Annotated in this window: 22 protein-coding genes; 12 read left to right on the forward strand and 10 right to left on the reverse strand. The window is 64.0% G+C overall.

Features of this window, described 5'->3' with window-relative positions; genetic code table 11:
* The first annotated feature begins 1 nt into the window (after position 1).
* Positions 2–610 (forward strand): rhomboid family intramembrane serine protease, encoded by a 609-nt coding sequence (locus M3O59_RS07300; RefSeq protein ID WP_064631801.1) that lies wholly within the window; start codon positions 2–4, stop codon positions 608–610.
* A 206-nt stretch (positions 611–816) separates the two neighbouring features.
* Here M3O59_RS07300 and M3O59_RS07305 read toward each other — a convergent pair whose 3' ends face one another.
* Positions 817–1,005, reverse strand: coding sequence for a hypothetical protein (locus M3O59_RS07305; protein WP_064631799.1), 189 nt, complete (start codon positions 1,003–1,005; stop codon positions 817–819).
* 227 nt (positions 1,006–1,232) lie between these two features.
* Between M3O59_RS07305 and M3O59_RS07310 the strand changes: the two genes are divergently transcribed.
* The 3 genes from M3O59_RS07310 (at position 1,233) to M3O59_RS07320 (ending at position 2,961) form a co-directional block, all read left to right on the forward strand.
* Positions 1,233–1,502: a GNAT family N-acetyltransferase gene (locus tag M3O59_RS07310; RefSeq protein ID WP_249047098.1), complete on the forward strand. Its 270-nt coding sequence runs from the start codon at positions 1,233–1,235 to the stop codon at positions 1,500–1,502.
* A gap of 49 nt (positions 1,503–1,551) precedes the next feature.
* Entirely contained in the window at positions 1,552–2,394 is an 843-nt protein-coding gene (locus M3O59_RS07315; protein WP_064631795.1) for a DUF3298 and DUF4163 domain-containing protein, read from the forward strand.
* 66 nt (positions 2,395–2,460) lie between these two features.
* Positions 2,461–2,961 (forward strand): MarR family winged helix-turn-helix transcriptional regulator, encoded by a 501-nt coding sequence (locus tag M3O59_RS07320; protein WP_064631793.1) that lies wholly within the window; start codon positions 2,461–2,463, stop codon positions 2,959–2,961.
* Positions 2,962–3,214: 253 nt separating this feature from the next.
* Here M3O59_RS07320 and M3O59_RS07325 read toward each other — a convergent pair whose 3' ends face one another.
* Positions 3,215–5,413: a M3 family metallopeptidase gene (locus M3O59_RS07325; protein WP_181920625.1), complete on the reverse strand. Its 2,199-nt coding sequence runs from the start codon at positions 5,411–5,413 to the stop codon at positions 3,215–3,217.
* Positions 5,414–5,674: 261 nt separating this feature from the next.
* Between M3O59_RS07325 and M3O59_RS07330 the strand changes: the two genes are divergently transcribed.
* The gene (locus M3O59_RS07330; RefSeq protein WP_116906445.1) at positions 5,675–6,160 is read left to right on the forward strand and encodes a glutathione peroxidase; all 486 of its coding nucleotides are present in this window, start codon (positions 5,675–5,677) and stop codon (positions 6,158–6,160) included.
* Between the two features lie 161 nt (positions 6,161–6,321).
* On the opposite strand, the gene M3O59_RS07335 is transcribed toward M3O59_RS07330, so the two are convergent.
* Both M3O59_RS07335 and M3O59_RS07340 read right to left on the reverse strand, forming a co-directional pair.
* The gene (locus tag M3O59_RS07335; RefSeq protein ID WP_116906444.1) at positions 6,322–7,101 is read right to left on the reverse strand and encodes a ferredoxin--NADP reductase; all 780 of its coding nucleotides are present in this window, start codon (positions 7,099–7,101) and stop codon (positions 6,322–6,324) included.
* Between the two features lie 203 nt (positions 7,102–7,304).
* Entirely contained in the window at positions 7,305–9,182 is a 1,878-nt protein-coding gene (locus M3O59_RS07340) for an ABC transporter ATP-binding protein (protein ID WP_064634453.1), read from the reverse strand.
* Positions 9,183–9,454: 272 nt separating this feature from the next.
* On the opposite strand from M3O59_RS07340, the gene M3O59_RS07345 reads away from it, so the two are divergent.
* The 4 genes from M3O59_RS07345 (at position 9,455) to M3O59_RS07360 (ending at position 13,217) form a co-directional block, all read left to right on the forward strand.
* Positions 9,455–10,972, forward strand: coding sequence for a fumarate hydratase (locus M3O59_RS07345; protein WP_064634454.1), 1,518 nt, complete (start codon positions 9,455–9,457; stop codon positions 10,970–10,972).
* Between the two features lie 118 nt (positions 10,973–11,090).
* Entirely contained in the window at positions 11,091–11,603 is a 513-nt protein-coding gene (locus M3O59_RS07350) for a hypothetical protein (RefSeq protein ID WP_239687025.1), read from the forward strand.
* Positions 11,604–11,755: 152 nt separating this feature from the next.
* Positions 11,756–12,391 (forward strand): glutathione S-transferase family protein, encoded by a 636-nt coding sequence (locus M3O59_RS07355; protein WP_064634456.1) that lies wholly within the window; start codon positions 11,756–11,758, stop codon positions 12,389–12,391.
* A 187-nt stretch (positions 12,392–12,578) separates the two neighbouring features.
* Positions 12,579–13,217: a carbonic anhydrase gene (locus M3O59_RS07360; RefSeq protein WP_082925836.1), complete on the forward strand. Its 639-nt coding sequence runs from the start codon at positions 12,579–12,581 to the stop codon at positions 13,215–13,217.
* 177 nt (positions 13,218–13,394) lie between these two features.
* Here the strand turns inward: M3O59_RS07360 and M3O59_RS07365 are convergent, their stop codons facing one another.
* Both M3O59_RS07365 and M3O59_RS07370 read right to left on the reverse strand, forming a co-directional pair.
* A complete protein-coding gene (locus M3O59_RS07365; RefSeq protein ID WP_116906443.1) occupies positions 13,395–14,543 on the reverse strand; it encodes a phospholipase A in 1,149 nt (382 codons plus the stop codon).
* Positions 14,544–14,744: 201 nt separating this feature from the next.
* Complete coding sequence (locus M3O59_RS07370) at positions 14,745–15,230, reverse strand: DUF456 domain-containing protein (RefSeq protein ID WP_116906442.1); 486 nt, start codon at positions 15,228–15,230, stop codon at positions 14,745–14,747.
* Positions 15,231–15,458: 228 nt separating this feature from the next.
* Between M3O59_RS07370 and M3O59_RS07375 the strand changes: the two genes are divergently transcribed.
* Positions 15,459–15,674, forward strand: a complete 216-nt coding sequence (locus M3O59_RS07375; protein ID WP_003483561.1) for a cold-shock protein — start codon at positions 15,459–15,461, stop codon at positions 15,672–15,674.
* A 264-nt stretch (positions 15,675–15,938) separates the two neighbouring features.
* Here M3O59_RS07375 and M3O59_RS07380 read toward each other — a convergent pair whose 3' ends face one another.
* Together M3O59_RS07380 and M3O59_RS07385 are read right to left on the reverse strand one after the other, a co-directional pair.
* Positions 15,939–16,421: a glycine zipper 2TM domain-containing protein gene (locus tag M3O59_RS07380; RefSeq protein WP_064634461.1), complete on the reverse strand. Its 483-nt coding sequence runs from the start codon at positions 16,419–16,421 to the stop codon at positions 15,939–15,941.
* 131 nt (positions 16,422–16,552) lie between these two features.
* Entirely contained in the window at positions 16,553–16,981 is a 429-nt protein-coding gene (locus M3O59_RS07385) for a hypothetical protein (RefSeq protein WP_116906441.1), read from the reverse strand.
* 73 nt (positions 16,982–17,054) lie between these two features.
* Here M3O59_RS07385 and M3O59_RS07390 point away from each other — a divergent pair, with 73 nt between their 5' ends.
* Positions 17,055–17,885, forward strand: coding sequence for a tRNA threonylcarbamoyladenosine dehydratase (locus tag M3O59_RS07390; protein ID WP_064634463.1), 831 nt, complete (start codon positions 17,055–17,057; stop codon positions 17,883–17,885).
* A 61-nt stretch (positions 17,886–17,946) separates the two neighbouring features.
* On the opposite strand, the gene M3O59_RS07395 is transcribed toward M3O59_RS07390, so the two are convergent.
* Entirely contained in the window at positions 17,947–18,714 is a 768-nt protein-coding gene (locus M3O59_RS07395) for a TatD family hydrolase (protein WP_116906440.1), read from the reverse strand.
* A complete protein-coding gene (locus M3O59_RS07400; RefSeq protein WP_064634465.1) occupies positions 18,714–18,929 on the reverse strand; it encodes a DUF6116 family protein in 216 nt (71 codons plus the stop codon). The genes M3O59_RS07395 and M3O59_RS07400 overlap by 1 nt, the downstream gene beginning before the upstream one ends.
* A gap of 145 nt (positions 18,930–19,074) precedes the next feature.
* Between M3O59_RS07400 and M3O59_RS07405 the strand changes: the two genes are divergently transcribed.
* Positions 19,075–19,866 (forward strand): glycine zipper 2TM domain-containing protein, encoded by a 792-nt coding sequence (locus M3O59_RS07405; RefSeq protein WP_064634466.1) that lies wholly within the window; start codon positions 19,075–19,077, stop codon positions 19,864–19,866.
* The last annotated feature ends 11 nt before the right edge of the window (positions 19,867–19,877 follow it).

The following is a 19,877-nucleotide window of genomic DNA, read 5'->3' on the forward strand; positions in this document are numbered from 1 at the left end:
CATGATTACCCTGATCCTGATCGCCATCACCGGCATCGTCTCGTGGATGGCGTTCAACAACCGCAAGCTGGCCGACCGGCTGATCCTGTGGCCGCCGGCGCTGGACAAGAACCGGCAGTACGACCGGCTGGTGACCTACGGCTTCATCCATGCCGACCTGGGCCACCTGGTCTTCAACATGATCACGCTGTTCTTTTTCGGCCGGGTGATCGAGAGCGTGATGACACAGCTGACCGGCAGCGTGCTGACCTATCCGCTGTTCTATCTGGCCGCGTTGGTGGTGTCGATCCTGCCCAGCTACCTCAAGAACCAGCACAACCCCAACTATTTGAGCCTGGGTGCGTCCGGTGCGGTGTCTGCGGTGTTGTTCGCCTTCATCCTGCTGCAGCCATGGACGATCATCCTGGTGCTGTTCATTCCGGCACCGGCGATCATCTATGCGGTGTTCTATGTCGGCTACAGCCTGTGGATGGACCGCCGTGGCGGCGACCGCATCAACCACAGCGCGCATCTGGCCGGCGCCGCGTTCGGCGTGATGTTCATGCTGATCATGGAGCCGCGCGTGTGGCAGGTGTTTCTGGAGCAGCTGTCCAACCCGCGCTTCGGCTGAGCGCGGCGGGCATGCGAATGCGCTGGGAAGAGTGGCTCGCAAGGCTGTCAAGCGGCCAGGTGTCAATCGCAGGCTATGCCAGGCTCGGCAAGCGCATCGCAAACGTTCGGTTCCCGCGGTGCCGCCAGGACGCACCTGACGGCTGCTCGCTAACTGCCGGTCAACCGCTGCGCAGCCGATGAGATCTCTACCGCAGCAGTGCGGGCTCAGGCTGCGTTGCGTTTCTGGTCTGCGCCGGATGCGGCGCCATAGGCCTGCTGCAAGCGTTCGTACACCGTATCGTTGAGCTGCGCAAAGTCCGGGTTGTGGGTATCGCCCTTGAGGGCGAACTGGAACAAGCTCTCCAACAGCGAGCTATCGCTGTCTGCGCTGTGTCCTGCCGAATCGTTGTTCATGCGGTGGCTCCCTCGTAGGTAAGGCGAAGACGTCGCGGCTTCCGTAGACCGGTTGCATCGATTGCCTTCGGGTCAGCTATCGGCGTTGCCCGCAGGAACTTGAGTGCGCTTTCCACACGCTGCGCGGCCGATCACAGCCAGGATTCACTTTCACGCAGGCGCGGCATCGCGCTGGTCACACTCGTTCCACTTGCTGCCCGGCGCAGACCACGAGAGAGGCGGCCACAGTGCACGCAGAACACGATCCGGAGCACCAGCGTTTCAACATAGACACCGATGGACAACGCGCAGAGCTGGCCTACCGGGGCGAGGGTGAGATCATGACGATCACGCATACGCAGGTGCCGGACGCGATCGGCGGGCGCGGCGTCGCTGCAGTGCTGGTCGAGGCCGCTTTGGACTACGCACGGCGCAGCGGTCTGAAAGTCGTTCCGGCGTGCAGTTATGCCGATGCGTATATGCGGCGGCATCCGCAGTTTCAGGATTTGCTGGCCTGATCAGCAATCGTTTTTCGTAACAGGGTATTTCTCAGGGGAGCGGGCGGTAATGGGGCGGTTGCTTGGAAGAAACGCAGTGCAGGGCTTGCTGATGCTGGCCGTGCTGGCAGGGTGTACGCAACGCGCACCGACAACCGCAGAGCCGAACGAGCCCGCAGCCGATGCAGCGGCCACGCCACCGGCTGCGGAGCCCGTCGTCGTGCAGAGCGGCCCGCTGGAAGATGTGATCGAGCATGCGCCGGCCTATATGGTGGGCATCAGCTACCCGCGCGGGCTGGATGCATATCCGGAACTCACCGCACTGATTGGCGGCTATGCGCAGGACGCACGTGCCGAGCTGATGCAGGCGGTGTCGGGGCTGGGCAACGACAAGCCGGCCGCACCGTATGAGCTGTCATTGGCATTCGAGACCGTGTTGCAGACTCCTGATCTGATCGTGATTTCCGCCGACGGCAGCCGTTACACCGGCGGCGCGCATGGCGAGCCCCTGGTGGCGCGATTCGTGTGGCTGGTCAAGGAACGCAAGCAATTGACCGCGCATGCGCTGATTCCGGACCCGGCCGCCTGGGAAAAGATCGGCCGCGAGGTTGCGGCGCAACTGCATGCGGCCGCGACCAAGCGCGTGGAAGCCGACCGTGTCCCGCTCGAGGATCAGGCCGAGCAGGTCGCATCTGCCGATCGCATGATTGCCGAAGGCACCGCGGCGCAGGTGGATAACTTTGCGCAGTTCGTGCCGGTGTTGAATGCGAGTGGGCAAATCATCGCGCTGCGCTTCGTCTTGCCGCCGTATCAGGTCGGCCCGTATTCGGATGGAACGCAAACGGCAGAGGTCACTACCGCCGCAGTATTGCCGTCGGTCGCGCCGGAATATGGACATCTCTTCGCTCGCTGAGATGTCGCACCGCACCTGGTGTGATTGAATGGCCTGGCCATTCAGTAATGTAATCCAACGGGTGATATGAGCAGTTTCGATCCAACCGCAAGTCGCGTGGACCACACCTGCGTGCGTTATCCGGCGTTCCCGCGGGAGCCGGCTGTCCTGGTGAGGCTGATCAAGCATCTCTACAAGCGACTGCATACGCAGGGCTGCGTGCGGCTCAAGCCTTATGGCATCAGCCCGCCGGAATACGAAATTCTGATGATGCTCTATGGCACGCCGGAGCAATCGATCACGCCCACCGAGGTCGCCGAAGCCGCTAGCGAAAAGCCGGCCAATATCACCCGGCTCACCGATCAGCTGTGCGCGAAGGGGCTGATCACGCGTGCCAGCAGCGCGGAAGACCGGCGCAAGATCGTGTTGACGCTGCTGCCTGCCGGGCTGGCCTTGGTCGAAAGCTTGCTGCCTGATGCATGCACGTTGTTGAATGCAGAGACCGCCAGCATGAGCGAGGCCGAGCAGGTGCGTCTGGAAAAACTGTTGAAGAAGCTGCTCGACGGTGTGGACGCAGTCGATTCCTGAGCGGTGCGCAGTGCGCGTGCGATAAATCGCGGTACTCGCCGCCCGTAAAAACGCCGCCGCCGGGATCGCTCCCGGCGGCGTTTTCATGTCAACGGTTTTCAGAGCAAGACGCGCGACGATTAGCGCGAGCCCAGGTCAGCTATCGGCTGTTGATCCGAATCGGCATCTACATGTGGTGCATGCCGATTCTGACTACCGGCCGCGCCCGCCTGGCGGTTGCGCAGTAGTCCTGTTTTTAGCGCCCTCGGCAGAGTTACGGCTTGGACTGCGGTGCTTCCGGGGTGGCGCCATCGCCGCCTTGCGCGCTCAGGCCGCGCTTTTCGAGCAGCGGCTCGATCTGCGGTGCATGGCCGGCAAAGTTCTGGAACAACTCCATTGCATCCACACTGCCGCCACGCGACAGCAGGGTCTGACGGAAGCGGTCGCCATTGGCGCGGCTCAGCCCGCCATGCTGCTTGAACCACTGCTGGGTGTTGGCGTCCAGCACTTCGGACCAGATGTAGGCGTAATAGCCTGCCGCGTAACCGCCCATGATGTGGCTGAAATACGGGGTCTTGTAGCGCGGCGGCACCGGTGCATAGGCAATGCCGTCCTGCTGCAGTGCCTTGGCCTCGAACGCCATTACGCCAGCGGCGTCCGGCACTTGGTTGGCGCTGATCTGGTGCCAGTTCTGGTCGAGCATGGCCGCACCCAGATACTCGGTGGTGGCAAAGCCCTGGTTGAACTTGGACGCGGCAATCACCTTGTCCAGCAGCGCCTGCGGCATCGGCGAGCCGTTCTGATAATGCTTGGCGTAGTTCTTCAGGATCGACGCCTCGTCGGCCCACATCTCGTTGACCTGCGAGGGAAACTCGACGAAGTCGCGCGGCACGCTGGTACCGGAGAAATACGGGTATTTGACGTCGGAGAACATGCCGTGCAGCGCATGCCCGAACTCATGGAACATGGTGGTCACTTCATCCCAGGTCAGCAGCGTCGGCTGGCCGGCCGGCGGCTTGGGGATGTTGAGGTGGTTGGCCACCACCGGCTTGAAACCGGTCAGGTCCGACTGCGACACATACGAGTTCATCCATGCGCCACCGCGCTTGGATTCGCGCGCGTACATGTCGGCGATGAAGATCGCCAGCTGCTTGCCGTCGGCGTCGAACACGTCGTAGACGGTGATGTCGTCGCGGTAGGTGGGCAGGTCGGTGCGCTGCTTGAAGGTCAGGCCATATTCCTGGTTGGCCGCATAGAACACGCCGTTTTCCAGCACGTTCTTCAACTCGAAGTAAGGCTTGAGCTGGGATTCGTCGAAGTTGTACTTGGCCTGGCGTACCTTCTCGCTGTAGTAGGCCCAATCCCAGGCTTCGAGCTTGAAGGTCGGCTTGCGCGCGGCTTTTTGTTCCTTATCGATCATCGCCTGCAGATCAGCGGCCTCGCGCTTGGCGTTGGCCACGGCAGCCGGCGCCAGCTTGCCCAGCATCGCGTTGACCGCTTCCGGCGTCTTGGCAGTCTGGTTCTCCAGTGAGTACGCGGCGTAGGTCGGGAAGCCGAGCAGCTTGGCCTTGTCCGCACGCAGCTTCATGATGCGCGCCACCAGCGCGGTGTTGTCGTACTGGCCGCCGTGGCTGCCGCGCGACACCGAGGCGTCGTAGATCTTCTTGCGCAGCTCGCGATTCTTCAGCTGGCTCAGCGGCGGTTGGCCGGTGGTGTTGAGCAGCGCAATCACGTACTTGCCGTCGAGCTTGCGCGCCTTGGCGGCTTCGGCGGCAGCGGCAATCTGCTCCTGCGACAAGCCATCCAGCTGCTTGACGTCATCCACAACGACAGCAGCGGCATTCACTTCGGCCAGCACGTTCTGGCTGAAGGTGGTGCCCAGGTTCGCCAGCTCGGCATTCATCGCCTTGAGCGTGGTCTTGTCGGCGTCAGACAGCTTGGCGCCGTCGCGCACGAAATCGCTGTAGTACTTCTCGACCAGGCGCACGCCTTGTGCGTCCAGGCCCAGCTTGGCGCGTTGGTCGTACAGGCTCTGGATGCGCGCGAACAGCTTGCCATTGAGCGAAATCGCATCACGGTGCGCGGCGAACTTGGCCGAATAATCGGCCTGCAGTTTCTTGCGTGCGTCGTTGGTGTCGGCACCGACCAGGTTGAAGAACACCGTGGTGGCGCGGTCGAGCGTGGCACCGCTCTTTTCCAGCGCAATGATGGTGTTGTCGAAGCTCGGCTTGGCTTTCTGGTTGGCGATCTTGTCCACTTCCTTCAGTTGCTCGGCCATGCCGGCATCGAAGGCGGGTGCGAAGTCGCTGTCTTTGATCTTGTCGAACTGCGGGTAATGCAGCGGCAGCGTGCTGTCGGCAAAGAACGGGTTGGCTTGGGTGGCGGCCTGCGTGGCGGCGGGGGCGGCGATGCTGTAGGACGGCATGGCAAGTCCCAGGGAAGCGGCCAGGGCAAAAGCGAGACGGGTGGTCAAGAGCGTTGCTCCAAAGTGCGAGCCGCCGAGGCTAACTCAGCCAGGCGGGACAGGCGTGTGACAAAAGGCATGGCTGCAGGGTGAAGGTGCAGTCAATCGGTGAACCTTGCCGATTGGCGGGGCGAGGAACAACTTTCTGCCGCTCCAAGCTCGACCAGAAGGCCAGCCGCAGTGCGTATGGCTGCCGAAGATACGATTGTAGTGCCGCACTGCCGAGGCGGCTGGGCTACGCTGCCGTTTCCCTGAGCATCCGAGTACGCCATGAGCGATCTCTCCACGTTTGAATTCACCGACCTGGACGGTCGCACGCAGTCGATGCGCGACTATGCCGGCAAGGTGCTGCTGGTGGTCAATGTCGCCTCGAAATGCGGCTTTACCCCGCAATACGCAGGCCTGCAGGCGCTGTGGCAGCGCTATCGCGAACGTGGCTTGGTGGTGATCGGATTCCCGTGCGATCAGTTTGGCCATCAGGAGCCGGGCGATGCGGCGCAGATCCGCCAGTTCTGCTCGCTTGATTACGCAGTGGATTTTCCGCTGGCTGAGAAGATCGAGGTCAATGGCAGCGGCGCGCATCCGCTGTGGCAGTACCTCAAGCACGAACAGCGCGGCGTCCTGGGCTCGGAAGCGATCAAGTGGAACTTCACCAAGTTCCTGATCGGCCGCGATGGCCGCGTGTTGGAGCGTTATGCGCCGACCACCAAGCCGGAAGCGTTGGCTACAGATATCGAGCGCGCGCTGGGCGCGTGATCTTGCAGGGCGTGTTGCTCAACCCGTAGGAGCGCTCTTGGGCGCGATGAGGCGTTACCGGGAATGCTTCATCGCGCCCAGGGGCGCTCCTACGACGCACGTGCTGGCGATGCGGTCTACGTAAAACGCCGCACAATCGCTGGCGTTTCACGCGCGCCGCATCACTTCTCGACGAACGCGCGCTCGAACACGTAATGCCCCGGCGTACCGATGCGCGGCGAGGTCTGGAAACCGCGGGCTTCCAGCAGGGTGCGCAGGTCGGCCAGCATCTGCGGGCTGCCGCAGATCATGAAGCGGTCGTTGGCCGGATCCAGCGTCGGCAGGCCCAGCGTCTGCTGCATGCGGCCATCGGCCATCAGCTCGGTCAAACGGCCTTGATTGGCAAACGGTTCGCGCGTGACTGCCGGGTAATACAGCAGTTTGTCGCGCAGCAGATCGCCGAGGAACTCGTGCTGCGGCAGCTCGCGTTCGAAGTAGTCGCGGTAGGCCAGGTCCTGCACGAAGCGCACGCCCTGGGTCAGGATCACCTTGTCGAAGCGCTCGTAGGTTTCCGGGTCCTTGATGATCGACAGCCACGGCGCCAGGCCCGTGCCGGTGCCCAGTAGGTACAGGTTGCGGCCAGGATGCAGGTCGCTGATCAGCAGGGTGCCGGTGGGCTTTTTGCCGACCAGCACCTTGTCGCCCGGCTGGATGTGCTGCAAGCGCGAGGTCAGCGGGCCGTCCGGCACCTTGATGCTGAAGAACTCCAGATGTTCTTCCCAATTGGCGCTGGCAATCGAATACGCACGCAGCAGCGGGCGCGTCTCGGTTTCCAGCCCGATCATCACGAACTGCCCGTTCTCGAAACGAAAACCGGCATCGCGGGTGGTGGTGAAGCTGAAGTAGGCATCGGTCCAGTGACGGACCGCAAGCACCGTTTCGGCGCCGAAAGCGGAAGACATACCGGTGAGTGTCGTGGGAGGAGTACCCGGCAATTCTACCTCAAGCCAGCCAAATGAGAGGGGCTCTCATTTGGCTGGCCGGGATTCGGGAGTTGGGATTAGGGATTCGCAATAGCAGATCCTTAGGGATTGGACAGCGCCGGACTCGCGGATAGGCTGGCAGCCCGGGCCAATCCCCACTCCCGAATGCCCAATCCCAAAAATCACCGATACCCCGCCGCCTGCAACTCGAACAGCTCCGCATAACGCCCGCCCTGCGCCATCAGCTCGGCGTGGGTGCCGGCCGCTTCGATCCGGCCGGCGGCCAGCACCAGGATGCGGTCAGCCATGCGCACGCTGGAAAAGCGGTGCGAGATCAGCACCGCGGTGCGGTTGTCCGAGAGCTCCTTGAAGCGCTGGAACACCTCGAATTCGCTGCGTGCGTCCAGCGCAGCGGTGGGTTCGTCCAGGATCATCAGCTGCGCATCGCGCATGTAGGCGCGCGCAATCGCAATCTTCTGCCATTGCCCGCCGGAGAGGTCCACGCTGTTCTTGAAACGGCGTCCGATCAGCTGGTCGTATCGGTCGGGCAGGCTGTCGATCAGCTCGCCGGCCATCGCGCGCTGCGCAGCGGCACGGATACGCGGTGCATCGTCCATCGCATCCACCTGGCCCACGCCGATGTTCTCGCCCACGCTCAGGTGATAACGCACGAAGTCCTGAAAGATCACGCCCAGGTTGGCGCGCAGATCGTCCAGATCGTAATCGCGCAGGTCGTGGCCATCGAGCAGAATGCGGCCTTCGTCGGGGTCGTACAGCCGCGCCAGCAGCTTGACCAGGGTGGTCTTGCCGGCACCGTTTTCGCCGACCAGGGCCAGCACTTCGCCGGCACGCAATTCGAAATCCAGATGCCGCACCGTCCACTGTTCGGCCTCTGGATAGCGAAAGCCCACATCTTCGAACACGAAACCCTGGCGGATCGGGCGCGGCACCGGCAACGCATTCGCACGCGAGCGGATTTCCGGCACGATATTGAAGAACGAATACAGATCGTCCAGATACAAGGCCTGCCCGGCGACCTGCGAAAAGCCGATCAACAAGCCCTCCAGCAACTGGCGCAGCCGCAGGAAACTGCCGGCCAGAAAGGTCAGGTCGCCGATGCTGAAATCACCGCGCACGGTGCGCCAGGCGATGTAGCCATAGGCCATGTAATAGCCCAGCGTGCCCAGTGCCGCCAGCAGCGCACCCCACAACGCACGCTTGCGCGCCAGTGCGCGGTTGGCCTGGAAGAACTTGGCGGCCAGGCGGCGGTAGCGCGCGATCAGGAAGCGGTGCAGATTGAGGATTTTGACTTCTTTCGCGGTCTCCACGCTGGCGCCGACCTGGCGCAGGTAATCCAGCTGGCGCCGCTCCGGCGTCCACTGGAAGTTGAGCGAATAGCCCAGCGCATTGAAGTGGGCCTCGCCAATGAAGGCCGGAATCAATGCCACCGCCAGCAGCACGATCAACCACGGTGCATACACCACCAGGCCCACCGCCAGGCTGATCACGGTGATGGCGTCCTGCACCTGGCCGAACAACTGGCTCATCAGGTTCATGCGGTTCATGGTCTGACGGCGCGCGCGATCCAGCTTGTCCTGCCGGTCGGGGTCTTCGAAATCCTCCAGATCCAGCTGCGCGGCATGCTCCATCAGACGCACGCTGGCGGCGTTGTTGAACAACTCCGACAGCAGCGCATCGGCGTAGCCGACCAGCCGGCCGAGCAGGTCCGAACCGATGGCCAGCGCCAGTTCCAGCGCCAGCAGTTCCAGCAGCCGGTTCAGACGGCCGCTGCCCAGTGCCTGGGCGAACGACTCGAATGCCGGCGGCTGGCCGACCAGGTGGATCGCCTCGTCGATGATCAGTTTGCCGATATACAGCGAGGCCACCGGCATCAGCGCGCGCAGCATGCGCAGGCCGATGCTGCTGGCGCTCAACCAGCGGCTGGTCTGCCAGATCTGGCGCAGGAACGGGGGCAGATTACGCAGCGCATCCAGGCGTTCGCGCAGGGTAGGGCCGGTACGGGGAGCGGGCGCAGTGGCGCCGGAACGGGAAGCTGACATGACGCTAGTGTGCCGCGCGCGGCGTGGGCGCGGGGTGTTGTGCACTGGGTGAGGGCACTGGGCGAGGGTGCTGGGTGCCCGCCAGCCACATGCGCGGCCATGGCGTCGAGATGGTCGTCAGCCGCCGCCGGCAGTGCAAAAAAGCGCAGTACGGTGCCATGCCGGGCGCGGTGTCCCGCATCGGTCAATTGCAGCGATTGACGCCGCACCCGGACGCGCCCGCTGTTTGCTCTAAAATGCCGGGATTGCCCCCGCCAGCCGTAGAGCCAGCCGTGACCTCGATCAAGCAGGAAGACCTCATCCAGTCCGTCGCCGACGCGCTGCAGTACATCAGCTACTACCACCCGGTCGACTACATCAAGAACCTGTCCGCCGCCTACGAGCGCGAAGAATCGCCTGCCGCCAAGGACGCCATCGCACAGATCCTGATCAATTCGCGCATGTGCGCCGAGGGCCACCGCCCGATCTGCCAGGACACCGGCATCGTCACCGTGTTCCTGGAAATCGGCATGAACGTGCGCTGGGACGACGCCACCATGGGCGTGGAAGACATGGTCAACGAGGGTGTGCGCCGCGCCTACAACCACCCCGACAACAAGCTGCGCGCCAGCGTGCTGGCCGACCCGGCCGGCAAGCGCACCAATACCCGCGACAACACGCCGGCCGTGGTCAACACCAAGATCGTGCCCGGCCACCATGTGGAGGTGATCGTCGCGGCCAAGGGCGGCGGTTCGGAGGCCAAGAGCAAGTTCGCCATGCTCAATCCGTCCGATTCCATCGTCGATTGGGTGCTCAAGACCGTGCCGACCATGGGCGCCGGCTGGTGCCCGCCGGGCATGCTCGGCATCGGCATCGGCGGCACCGCCGAAAAGGCGATGCTGCTGGCCAAGGAAGCCCTGATGGAGCCGATCGACATCGTCGACCTGCAGGCGCGTGGCGCCTCCAATCGCGCCGAAGAGCTGCGCCTGGAGCTCTACGAAAAGGTCAACGCGCTCGGCATCGGCGCGCAGGGCCTGGGTGGCCTGACCACGGTGCTGGACATCAAGGTCAAGGATTACCCGACCCATGCCGCCAACCTGCCGGTGGCGCTGATCCCCAACTGCGCGGCCACCCGTCATGCGCATTTCACCCTGGACGGCAGCGGCCCGGTGATGCTGGATCCGCCGTCGCTGGAAGACTGGCCCAAGCTCACCTACAACCCGACCAATGCTAGGCGGGTGAACCTGGACACCATCACCCGCGACGAAGTCGCCAGCTTCAAGCCGGGCGAAGTGATCCTGCTCAACGGCAAGCTGCTGACCGGCCGCGACGCCGCGCACAAGCGCATGATCGACATGCTCAACCGTGGCGAATCGCTACCGGTCGATTTCACCAACCGCTTCATCTATTACGTCGGCCCGGTCGACCCGGTGCGCGACGAAGTGGTGGGCCCGGCCGGCCCGACCACTGCCACCCGCATGGACAAGTTCACCCGCCAGATGCTCGAACAGACCGGGCTGCTGGGCATGGTCGGCAAGTCCGAGCGTGGCGATGCGGCCATCGATGCGATCCGCGACAACAAGGCTGTGTACCTGATGGCGGTCGGCGGCTCGGCGTATCTGGTGTCCAAGGCGATCAAGGCCGCACGCGTGCTGGCGTTTGAAGACCTCGGCATGGAAGCGATCTACGAATTCGAGGTCAAGGACATGCCGGTCACCGTTGCGGTGGATTCCACTGGCGAGTCGGTGCACAAGACCGGCCCGCGGCTATGGCAGTCGCGCATCGGCAAGATTCCGGTGGTGGTGGAGTAAGTACGGTCATCAGCGGCGGCCCATACCAGGCCGCCGTTTTTGTTGGTGCATCGTGCCGAGCTGACGGTGCACCTGAGCGCAAGCGCTCTTGAAGTAAATCGCGCCAGATCGACGCTACATGCAGCACGCGGTCATGCCGAACAGGAAGCGGCTATGCTCGGCATTCGACAGCCAGTGCCACAGGAGAACAGGAATGCTCCGATTCATCAGCCTTATCGTGATGGCCTGTTGTTGCGTGACGGCAGCTGCGCAGAACAAGGCCGCACCCACGGTGCTGTTTCCCTCCGGTAACTACGCACCGCGCGCGCCGGCGCCGGTGCCGTTCGCAGAGGACAAACCGATCAGGCCAAGCGAGCCGTCGACACGTTTCAGCGGGCCAGCAGCGTCGGATCGTTGCATCGCGCAGTGCAACCAGAGTGCCAGGCAATGCCGCGCCGATCGGCCAAGCGAAAGTAGTTGCCGCATGTCCGTCGCGCCGCGTGGAAAGCGCTGCGACGATCTGCAGAACCCGGCGCAGCAGGCCAACTGCATGGCGCAGGTGTTCGATTGCAGTCAGCAGAGCGACGACAATCGCTGCGAACCGCGCAAACTCGCCTGCCTGCGTGCCTGTACCGACAACAGCGGCCAATGAACATCGCAGGCGGCTGTCGTGTGTGTCTGGACGGCGCGCAGGCAGCACCTTGAACGGACCCTTCGCACCGCCTAAGAATGCCGGCGATGCCTGCCCGATGGTCGCCCCTTCGTTGCGCGACCTCAGCTAACCTCATCTCACCCGGAATCCGCATGACGACTACGCTCTACCACACCCCCAGCACCGCAGCGTTGGTGGTGCATTGGCTGCTGATCGAACTCGATGTGCCGCACGTGCTGCACCCGCTGGATTTCGAGCGCGGCGAGCAGAAACAACCCGATTACCTGGCCCTCAATCCCGCCGGCGTGGTGCCCACCCTGGTGCTGGATGGACAGGTACTCACCGAGGCGGCAGCCATCGTGCTGCAGCTGGCCGATCTGCATCCACAGGCGGGGCTGGCCCCGGCGCTCGGCACCCCCGAGCGAGCGACCTACTACAAGTGGATGTTCTTCTGCGCCAACACCCTGCAGCCGGCGTACCGCGCCTGGTTTTACCCGAGCGAGCCTGCAGGTGCCGAGCACGCCGAGCCGGCGCAGACGCAGGCCCGCCGCAAGCTCGAAGCGGCCTGGACCCAGGTCGATGCGCATCTGCAGGCACACGGGCCGTATCTGCTCGGTCAGACGCTATCGGCCGCCGACTTCATGCTGACCATGCTGATGCGCTGGTCGCGCAACATGCCGCGTCCGACCGATACCTGGCCAGCGCTGAAAGCGCATGCGCAGCGTATGAAGGCGCGTCCGGCGTTTCAGGAAACCTATCGTCGCGAGGGTTTGGCGGACTGGACCTGAACCCGCGGCGTTTCGGGACGACATCGTGTCCGTAGCACCTGCCTGAGATGCATTTTGCCGCACTCGCCGTGTAGTAGGATCGCCTTACCAACCAGAGAGCAGGGGCTCGTCCATGTCGCATTCCGCATCCCGTCGAAAATTGCTGCAATGCGCCTGTTGCGCGCCGATCGCGGCCGCCGCCGCGTCCATGCCGTTCGCGCTGCGCGCGGCGCCGTCCAAAAAGACCGAGCTCACCGCCGAGCAGGCATTGCAGACGCTGCGCGACGGCAACGCCGCCTTCGTCGAAAACCGCCCCAAGAAGGTCATCTCCGACAGCAGGCGGCGTCTGGAACTGGCGCTGGGCCAGACGCCGTTCGTCATCCTGGTGTCGTGCTCGGATTCGCGCGTCCCGCCGGAGTTGCTGTTCGGCCGCGGCCTGGGTGAGATGTTCATCGTGCGCAACGCCGGCAATACCGTCGACACTACGGCGCTGGGCTCGATCGAATATGCGGTGAGCCAGCTCGGTGTGCCGCTGGTGGTGGTGATGGGCCACGAAAGTTGCGGCGCAGTGGCGGCGGCAGTGTCGGTGGTCGAACAGAATGCGTTCTTCCCCGGCGCGATCGGCGCCATGATCGAACCCATCGTCCCGGCCGTCCTCACTGCCAAGAAACAGGGCGGCGAGGATCTGCTCGCTGCATCGGTCAAGGCCAACATCAAGCGTACTGTCGATCGTCTGCGTGGTGCCTCCGAACCCGCATTGCTCGAACCGCTGCGCGCAGGCGCATGCCGCGTGGTGGGCGCTTACTACACACTGAAAGACGGCAAGGTGGATTTCTTCGACGTCTGAATCCCCGCCTGAAGCATGGCAACTGGCAACATGCTTCAGTTGCTTGCGCTACCGCCACACAGGAAAAAGCCGGCATCGCTGCCGGCTTTTTTTATTGCAATCCGCTATCTCGCTGACGTCGACGCCGTACCCAGCGCGTGGCCAGGCTGCAACGCACGCGTCGTCGGTCCGAGGGCGTCAGAACCACTCCAGCAGCGACACACCCACGCCGATGTAGGTGGCCTTGTGGTTGTAGTCGATCAGGCTCTCGCCGTACCCGTCGAACACCTGCACGTGGCCACGCAGCAGGTTGGTGATGGGAAAGCCGTAATCCAGCTGCACCGAGCCATGCGAGCGGTCGCCGCCGCGCAGCGAGTGCCGCGCGATCAATGCAAATTCGTGCCCATCCTTGTTGTAGACCAGGGTCGCGTCGCCGCGGCCCATGTAGTCCTCGATGTCGGGATTGTTGTCGTCGGCACGATCCTCCTTGATGCGGAACCACGGGCGCAGCGTCAGCGCCCAGTTCTCGCGATCCAGGCCAATGTTGAGGATCACCCGGTTCCAGGAGCGCGACAGCGGGTCTTCGCGGCCGTTGGACATGTGGTTGAGGCTGATGCCGCTCATGCGGCCCTTCCAGCCGAACAGGCTGTAGTTGTTGCGGAACACCAACATCGCCTCCGGCTCGTAATTGGTTTCGCGAAACGGGCGCGAGGCATCGGTGTTGTAGGCCTGCCAGCGCGAGCTCTGGGTGTAGCCCATCCAGATGTCGCCGTTGTCGCCGAACAGATCCTCGACCAGCTTGGTCTTGAAGCTGAGCTGGAACTTCAGTTCGGCGCTGTCCAGTTGCTGCGGGGTGTTGACCGAGTTGGCCGGATTCGGCGACTGCGGGGTGCGGTTGCTGTCACTGGTCCAGAACGCCGGCAGCAGATACACCGGCTTGTAGCCACGCAGCTGGAACGTGCCCAGCTTGGAGTCCTTGGCCAGTTCCCAGCGGCGATCCAGCAGCGAACCGCGGCCGGCATTGGCAACCGCTTCTTCCTTGGGCTGGTCCTGGCCATCGGCACGGAAGAAATCGCCTACGCGGCTGATCTTGCGGGTGTCTTCCGATTTGGCGGCCTGCTTGGCCAATTGCGCTGCGGCATCTGCCTCCTGCACGGCCTGCGGGGTGTAGCCCAGTGCCTGGTCGTAACACGCCAGGCGCGCGGCATCCGAGGTCACGGACGTGCAGGCCTGCGGCGATGCCGGCTGCGGCGCGATTTCCTGCCCATGCGCCAATGGCGCAGCGGCCAGGGCGATCAGCATCAAGGGACGGGTACGGTGCGTGGGCGTGGGCGTGGGCGTGGGCATGGGCATGGGCAGTCTGGCCGAATGTAGGCGCCAGGCAGGCGCGTCAGGCGCGTAGCTTAACGGCCGCGTCTGCATACGCGATGTGTACACGGTGGCATAACATCTGCAGTGGACCGCACAACTTGTGTCGCGACACTCGCATGGACGCTGCCGTGCTCTGAACAGATGGCACGACAGCGGCCGCGCCCGCTAATTGCTGGGTCAGACGAACCAGGCGATCGCAAACACGCCTAGCATGCACAGGCCCAGCGCCAGCTTGGTGGCCGTGCCCAGCATGATCCCAACCCAGGTGCCGAAGCCGACCTTGGTGGCGTGGCTGGTCTTGCGGGTCTGGTAGTACTCGCCCAGCCACGCGCCGACGAACGGGCCGACGAATAAGCCGATCGGCATGAAGAAAATACCGGCGATAGCGCCTATCACCAACCCCCACATCGCCATCTTGCTGGCCCCCACGCGCTGCGCGCCGTACAGGGTGGCAAGGAAGTCGATGACAAAAGACAGTGCCGTGATCAACCCGAGTATCACCAGCGCGACCCAGCCGACATGGGTGAACCCATCTGCCCAGGCGGCGACCAGCAACCCGGCAAACACCAGCGGCAAGCCCGGCAGGGCGGGCAGGATGACACCGGCAAGGCCCACCAGTACCAGCGCGCCAGCCAGCACGTAATAAACGACAGTCGTGTCCATGATGGTTTGGAAATTTCCTGTTTCAGTCTTGAAAAAATTACGCAAGGGTTGCTTGAAAATTGATTTTGTGCGGGTTAAGTTGCAGCCGCTGCTGTTTGCAAAGGTCACCGTGAATCGTGGCCTGATGCGGTAGATCGTTCGATCCACTACATCCTTGTACCTCGCTTCCTCCTTGCAATCACAGCCACCACCGCCAGTCCATCACAGTGTCGTAAGGAGTCAGTCGAGATGTCCAACATCGAACGCGAGAATGGTGTCGTGAAGTGGTTCAACGATGCCAAGGGCTTTGGATTCATCAGCCGCGAAAATGGCGAGGACGTCTTCGTCCATTTCCGTGCGATCCAGATCCAGGGCTTCAAGAGTCTCAAGGAAGGTCAGAAGGTCAGCTTCACGGTCGTGCAGGGCCAGAAGGGCCTGCAGGCCGATGCCGTGCAGGTGGTCTGAGCCCATCCGCTGCACAAAGCGCATCAGGCAGACTGCAGAAAGGCCCGTGACCGGGCCTTTCTGTTTTTTCGTGACGTGGTTATTCGCAGTACTTTAGCGAGCTGGCGAAGCAAGCGCGCGTGCACCTGGCGGTGGCTGCGAGCGGTGGATTGGCTACCACCTCGCACGCGTCGCTAGCTTGGTAAGTGGCCAAACCCAACGCCGTGTGCGTGCCCTGCCTGCAGGCCACGCGATGGAGCCAGCACCGCCGCGCATGCAGCTGGATCAGCGCAGCACGACCTTGCCGTTGACCACGCGCACGTACGCGTTTTCGCGCACGCCAGCCAGGTCGCGCTGGTTTACCACGATGACGCGGCCGTCGTCCATGCGCACCTGCACATCGAAGCTGTCGCTGGTGACATTGTTCTGGATCGCGTTGCCGGCCAACGCGCCGGCAGCGGCGCCGGCCACGGCCGAGACGTTTTTGTTGCCCTTGCTGCCGCCGGTTTCCTTGGAGATCTGACGGCCGGCCACAGCGCCGACGATACCGCCGAGCACCGCGCCGGTGCCGGTGGGCGCAGTACGGGTCGGGCCGACTTCGTCGATCCGGGTCACGATGCCGCAGTCCACACAACGCTGGGTCTGCTGCGAATACCCTTGGTCGTAACCGCGGTCGCCGCGATAGCTGCCGTACTGGGGCTGGGAGGTGGCGCAGCCAACCAGGGTCGCGGTTGCAGCCAGGCCAATGACGAGCAGTCGGGTCTTCATGAGGTCTCTCCGGGGTGGTTCGAAAGGCGGTCGGGGCCGCGGCGACGTCATCCTGTGATGGTCCAGGTGAACGGTCCGCCAACTGGATCACTGCAGGCTTAACGAAACCCGAGCGCCGTATTCATCAAACCTCAGCGGAAGTCGCGGTGACAGGCCTCGCAGGCCTCGGAAATGCGGGTGTGGAGCTGGCCCAGCGCCTTGCAATCGGTCGGCGGCGCACGCCGCGCTTGATCCAGCACGGCACGCAGGGCCTGGGCATGCTCGCCGAAGCGACGGTCTTCGCCGATTCCGGGAAAGGCCGGCTCCACCTCGTCGGCCAGCAGGCGCAGCGCGTGCAACCGGCGCTGTTGCTGCGCCGGCACACAGGCCGCCGCCGCGTCCGGCCGTAGCGCGCGCAATTGATAGGCCATGACCTGCATCAGGCTGTCCGGCAGCGGGTCGCGCCGCGCCTGCAGCACGCGCGCCACCATGACCGTGGCAACCAGGCCAATCAGCACGCCCAGCACCAGCACGAACGCATAGCGGGCCGCACGGGATTGGGTGGGAGGCGGGGTATGCATGGGCGACTCCTGGGACGCAACGTTCGTTGCGGCGGCGTGGGCGCGTCCTGGGCGGGGCGCGTAAAATAGGACGATGAAAGCACAATGGCGTGAACGCTTTGCCGGTATCGACCGGCTGTACGGAGTCGGCACGGTCGAGCGCCTGTCGGTGTGTCGCGTGGCGGTGGTGGGGATGGGCGGTGTGGGCTCGTGGGTGGTGGAGGCGCTGGCGCGTACCGGGGTGGGGCATATCCGCCTGATCGATGCCGACGACCTGTGCGTGTCCAACACCAACCGGCAATTGCCGGCGCTGGCCGGGCAGTACGGGCGCAACAAGGCGCGTGCGATGGCCGAGCGCTGCGTGGCGATCAACCCCGAAATCGACGCCGATGCGGTGGAATCGTTCCTGACTGCCGGCAACATCGAGACGCTGCTCGGCGCGGGCTTCGATCTGGTGATCGACGCCTGCGACAGCTTCCGCGTCAAGGTGGAAACGATTGCCTGGTGCCGTCGGCGCAAGCTGCCGCTGCTGACCGTGGGCGCCGCGGGTGGGCGTACCGATCCCACCCTGGTGCGGGTGCGCGATGTCTCGCGTACCGAACACGATGCGATGCTGGCGCTGATCCGCAAGAAGCTGCGCAGCGAATTCAATTTCCCGAAAAATCCGCAGCGCTATTTCGGTGTGCCGGCGGTGTATTCGCTGGAAAACGTCAAATACCCGCAGGCCGATGGCAGCGTCTGCGGCATCCGCCCGCAGCTCGATGCCGATGCCACGCTCAAGCTGGATTGCGGGGCCGGGCTGGGCGCGGCCACGCATATCACCGGCACCTTCGCGTTCGTGGCGGTGGGCAAGGCGCTGGAAATGTTGCTCAAGCCCAAGGCCGCTGCGGCGACGCCGGCTGCCGAGGCGGTTGCGGCGTCGTGATGTCGCGTGCGCATTGCGCGGTTTGCCTGACTACGCGGCCGCAGTGACGCGCATGCTCCGCTCAGTGCGGTAGACCAAACAAGCTGCGTGCATTAGCGGTGGTCTGCGCAGCGATATGCGCAGGCTCTTCGCCGCGCAGCTCGGCGATGCAGTCCAGCACCGTGCGCAGTTGCGCTGGCTCGTTGCGTTGGCCGCGAATGCTCGCGTCGGGTTGATCCGGCGCGTCGGTTTCCAGCAGCAGGTGCTGCAGCGGCATGCGGGCCACCAGCCCGCGCAGGCGATTGGCGCGCGGGTAGGTCACCGGGCCACCCAGGCCGATCATGAAATCCAGTTTCCACAACTGCTGCGCCTGCTCGGGGCTGCCGGCAAAGCTGTGCACCACACCGCGCAGGCCCCCCACCGCCTTGATGCGGGCGATGACTTCCTCGGTGGCGCGGCGCGCATGCACGATCAGCGGCAGATCGAAGTGCCTGGCCAACTGCAGCTGGCCGTCGAAATAGTCGCGCTGTGCCTGCGCATCCAGCCCAGCGACGAAAAAATCCAGGCCGCACTCGCCGATCGCGCAAGGCCGCTCGCGTTCGATCCACTTGGCCAGCAGCTCCAGCTGCGCCGGGCGGTGTTGGTCCAGAAACAGCGGGTGCAGGCCGTAGGCGGGGTAGAGGCCGGGCGCCTGAGCGCAGACCGTGCGCAGACCAGGCCAACTGGCAGCAGTGATCGCCGGCACCACCTGCTGCATGACCCCGGCAGCCTGCGCGCGCGCGATCACTGTGGCGCGGTCGTGCTCGAATTCGCCTGCGTCCAGATGGCAATGGCTGTCGATCAACTGCATCAGTCGCGGCGCACCGGTGCGGGCAATGGCGCCTTGCGGGTTTTCCAGTTGGCCAGCAGCAGCGTGGTCAGGCCGAACAGCAATTCGTCCAGGAACGGGATCGGGTCAGGCGTCACCAGATCCACCAGGAACAGCGCGGCGGCCAGTTTGAACAAGGTGGGATAGCGCAGCTTGCTGGCCCAATCCAGCGCACGTGCAGTGAGGGGATTTCGCATGCGAATGCTCCGGCTGTTAGAAATCCATGAAGTAACCGCTAGCTGAACTTAACCGCCGCGTTCATGAGCGAGGGCGTTTTCGTTCAGGGTTCCCGTGCTGGAATCACCGCCGTCAACAACGCGGTGCGTCCGCAGGGAGCTGGTCATGAAGAGCAATACGACAACTATACTGGTCGCTGCGGGTGCCTTGCTGGTCGGAGGCGTGGCTACTGCCGCTTTTATGAATAACCGTCCATCGTCCGGCGATTTCGTGGCCAATGGCCAGCCGGCGCCACGTGGTCTGGAATATGCCGACGTGGTGAAGGTTGCCCCGATCACCCAGCGCGAGCCGCAGTACGCGCAGGTGGTCAACAGCGCAGCCATCCGCGAAACCACCACCAGTTCCTCGCCGCGCGAAGTGTGCCGCGACGTAGTGGTGCAGGAACGTTTGCCCGAGCGCGACGGTAACGTCGGCGGCACCGTGGCAGGTGCGGTCATCGGTGGCCTGCTCGGCAATCAGGTGGGCGGCGGCAACGGCCGCAAGCTGGCGACTGCCGCAGGTGCGGTGGGTGGCGGCCTGATCGGTAACCGCGTCGACCGCAATCATGTCGGTGGCCGCGTGGTCGATCGCACCGAGCGCCAGTGCCACACCGAAAATGCCAATTCGAGCTCGTCGCGCGTGGTCGGTTACGACGTGACCTACCGCAATGCCGACGGCACCACCGGCACCATGCGCATGGACAGCAAGCCGGGCGAGCGTATTTCGCTGGGCGACGCCGACAACGTGGTGGCCTATGACGTCACTTACCGCTACGACGGGTTCGAGAAGACCGTGCGCATGAACGACAAGCCGGCCAGCGATCGTCTGCCGGTGGTCGACGGTCAGCTGGTGACCCAGACCGCGTCGACGGCCGGTGACCAGGGCGTCCGCGTGGATGCGGGCAGCACGCGCCAGTAAATCATTGGCAG

The organism is Xanthomonas nasturtii (assembly GCF_023337365.3).
Lineage (GTDB): Bacteria > Pseudomonadota > Gammaproteobacteria > Xanthomonadales > Xanthomonadaceae > Xanthomonas > Xanthomonas nasturtii.

Excerpts from the sequence above, each read along its gene's own strand:
- M3O59_RS07300 (WP_064631801.1), top strand. The coding sequence starts at position 2 with ATGATTACCCTGATCCTGATCGCCATCACCGGCATCGTCTCGTGGATG.
- M3O59_RS07305 (WP_064631799.1), bottom strand. The coding sequence starts at position 1,005 with ATGAACAACGATTCGGCAGGACACAGCGCAGACAGCGATAGCTCGCTG.
- M3O59_RS07315 (WP_064631795.1), top strand. The coding sequence starts at position 1,552 with ATGGGGCGGTTGCTTGGAAGAAACGCAGTGCAGGGCTTGCTGATGCTG.
- M3O59_RS07320 (WP_064631793.1), top strand. The coding sequence starts at position 2,461 with ATGAGCAGTTTCGATCCAACCGCAAGTCGCGTGGACCACACCTGCGTG.
- M3O59_RS07330 (WP_116906445.1), top strand. The coding sequence starts at position 5,675 with ATGAGCGATCTCTCCACGTTTGAATTCACCGACCTGGACGGTCGCACG.
- M3O59_RS07335 (WP_116906444.1), bottom strand. The coding sequence starts at position 7,101 with ATGTCTTCCGCTTTCGGCGCCGAAACGGTGCTTGCGGTCCGTCACTGG.
- M3O59_RS07340 (WP_064634453.1), bottom strand. The coding sequence starts at position 9,182 with ATGTCAGCTTCCCGTTCCGGCGCCACTGCGCCCGCTCCCCGTACCGGC.
- M3O59_RS07350 (WP_239687025.1), top strand. The coding sequence starts at position 11,091 with ATGCAGCACGCGGTCATGCCGAACAGGAAGCGGCTATGCTCGGCATTC.
- M3O59_RS07355 (WP_064634456.1), top strand. The coding sequence starts at position 11,756 with ATGACGACTACGCTCTACCACACCCCCAGCACCGCAGCGTTGGTGGTG.
- M3O59_RS07360 (WP_082925836.1), top strand. The coding sequence starts at position 12,579 with ATGCCGTTCGCGCTGCGCGCGGCGCCGTCCAAAAAGACCGAGCTCACC.
- M3O59_RS07365 (WP_116906443.1), bottom strand. The coding sequence starts at position 14,543 with ATGCCCACGCCCACGCCCACGCCCACGCACCGTACCCGTCCCTTGATG.
- M3O59_RS07370 (WP_116906442.1), bottom strand. The coding sequence starts at position 15,230 with ATGGACACGACTGTCGTTTATTACGTGCTGGCTGGCGCGCTGGTACTG.
- M3O59_RS07375 (WP_003483561.1), top strand. The coding sequence starts at position 15,459 with ATGTCCAACATCGAACGCGAGAATGGTGTCGTGAAGTGGTTCAACGAT.
- M3O59_RS07380 (WP_064634461.1), bottom strand. The coding sequence starts at position 16,421 with ATGAAGACCCGACTGCTCGTCATTGGCCTGGCTGCAACCGCGACCCTG.
- M3O59_RS07385 (WP_116906441.1), bottom strand. The coding sequence starts at position 16,981 with ATGCATACCCCGCCTCCCACCCAATCCCGTGCGGCCCGCTATGCGTTC.
- M3O59_RS07390 (WP_064634463.1), top strand. The coding sequence starts at position 17,055 with ATGAAAGCACAATGGCGTGAACGCTTTGCCGGTATCGACCGGCTGTAC.
- M3O59_RS07395 (WP_116906440.1), bottom strand. The coding sequence starts at position 18,714 with ATGCAGTTGATCGACAGCCATTGCCATCTGGACGCAGGCGAATTCGAG.
- M3O59_RS07400 (WP_064634465.1), bottom strand. The coding sequence starts at position 18,929 with ATGCGAAATCCCCTCACTGCACGTGCGCTGGATTGGGCCAGCAAGCTG.
- M3O59_RS07405 (WP_064634466.1), top strand. The coding sequence starts at position 19,075 with ATGAAGAGCAATACGACAACTATACTGGTCGCTGCGGGTGCCTTGCTG.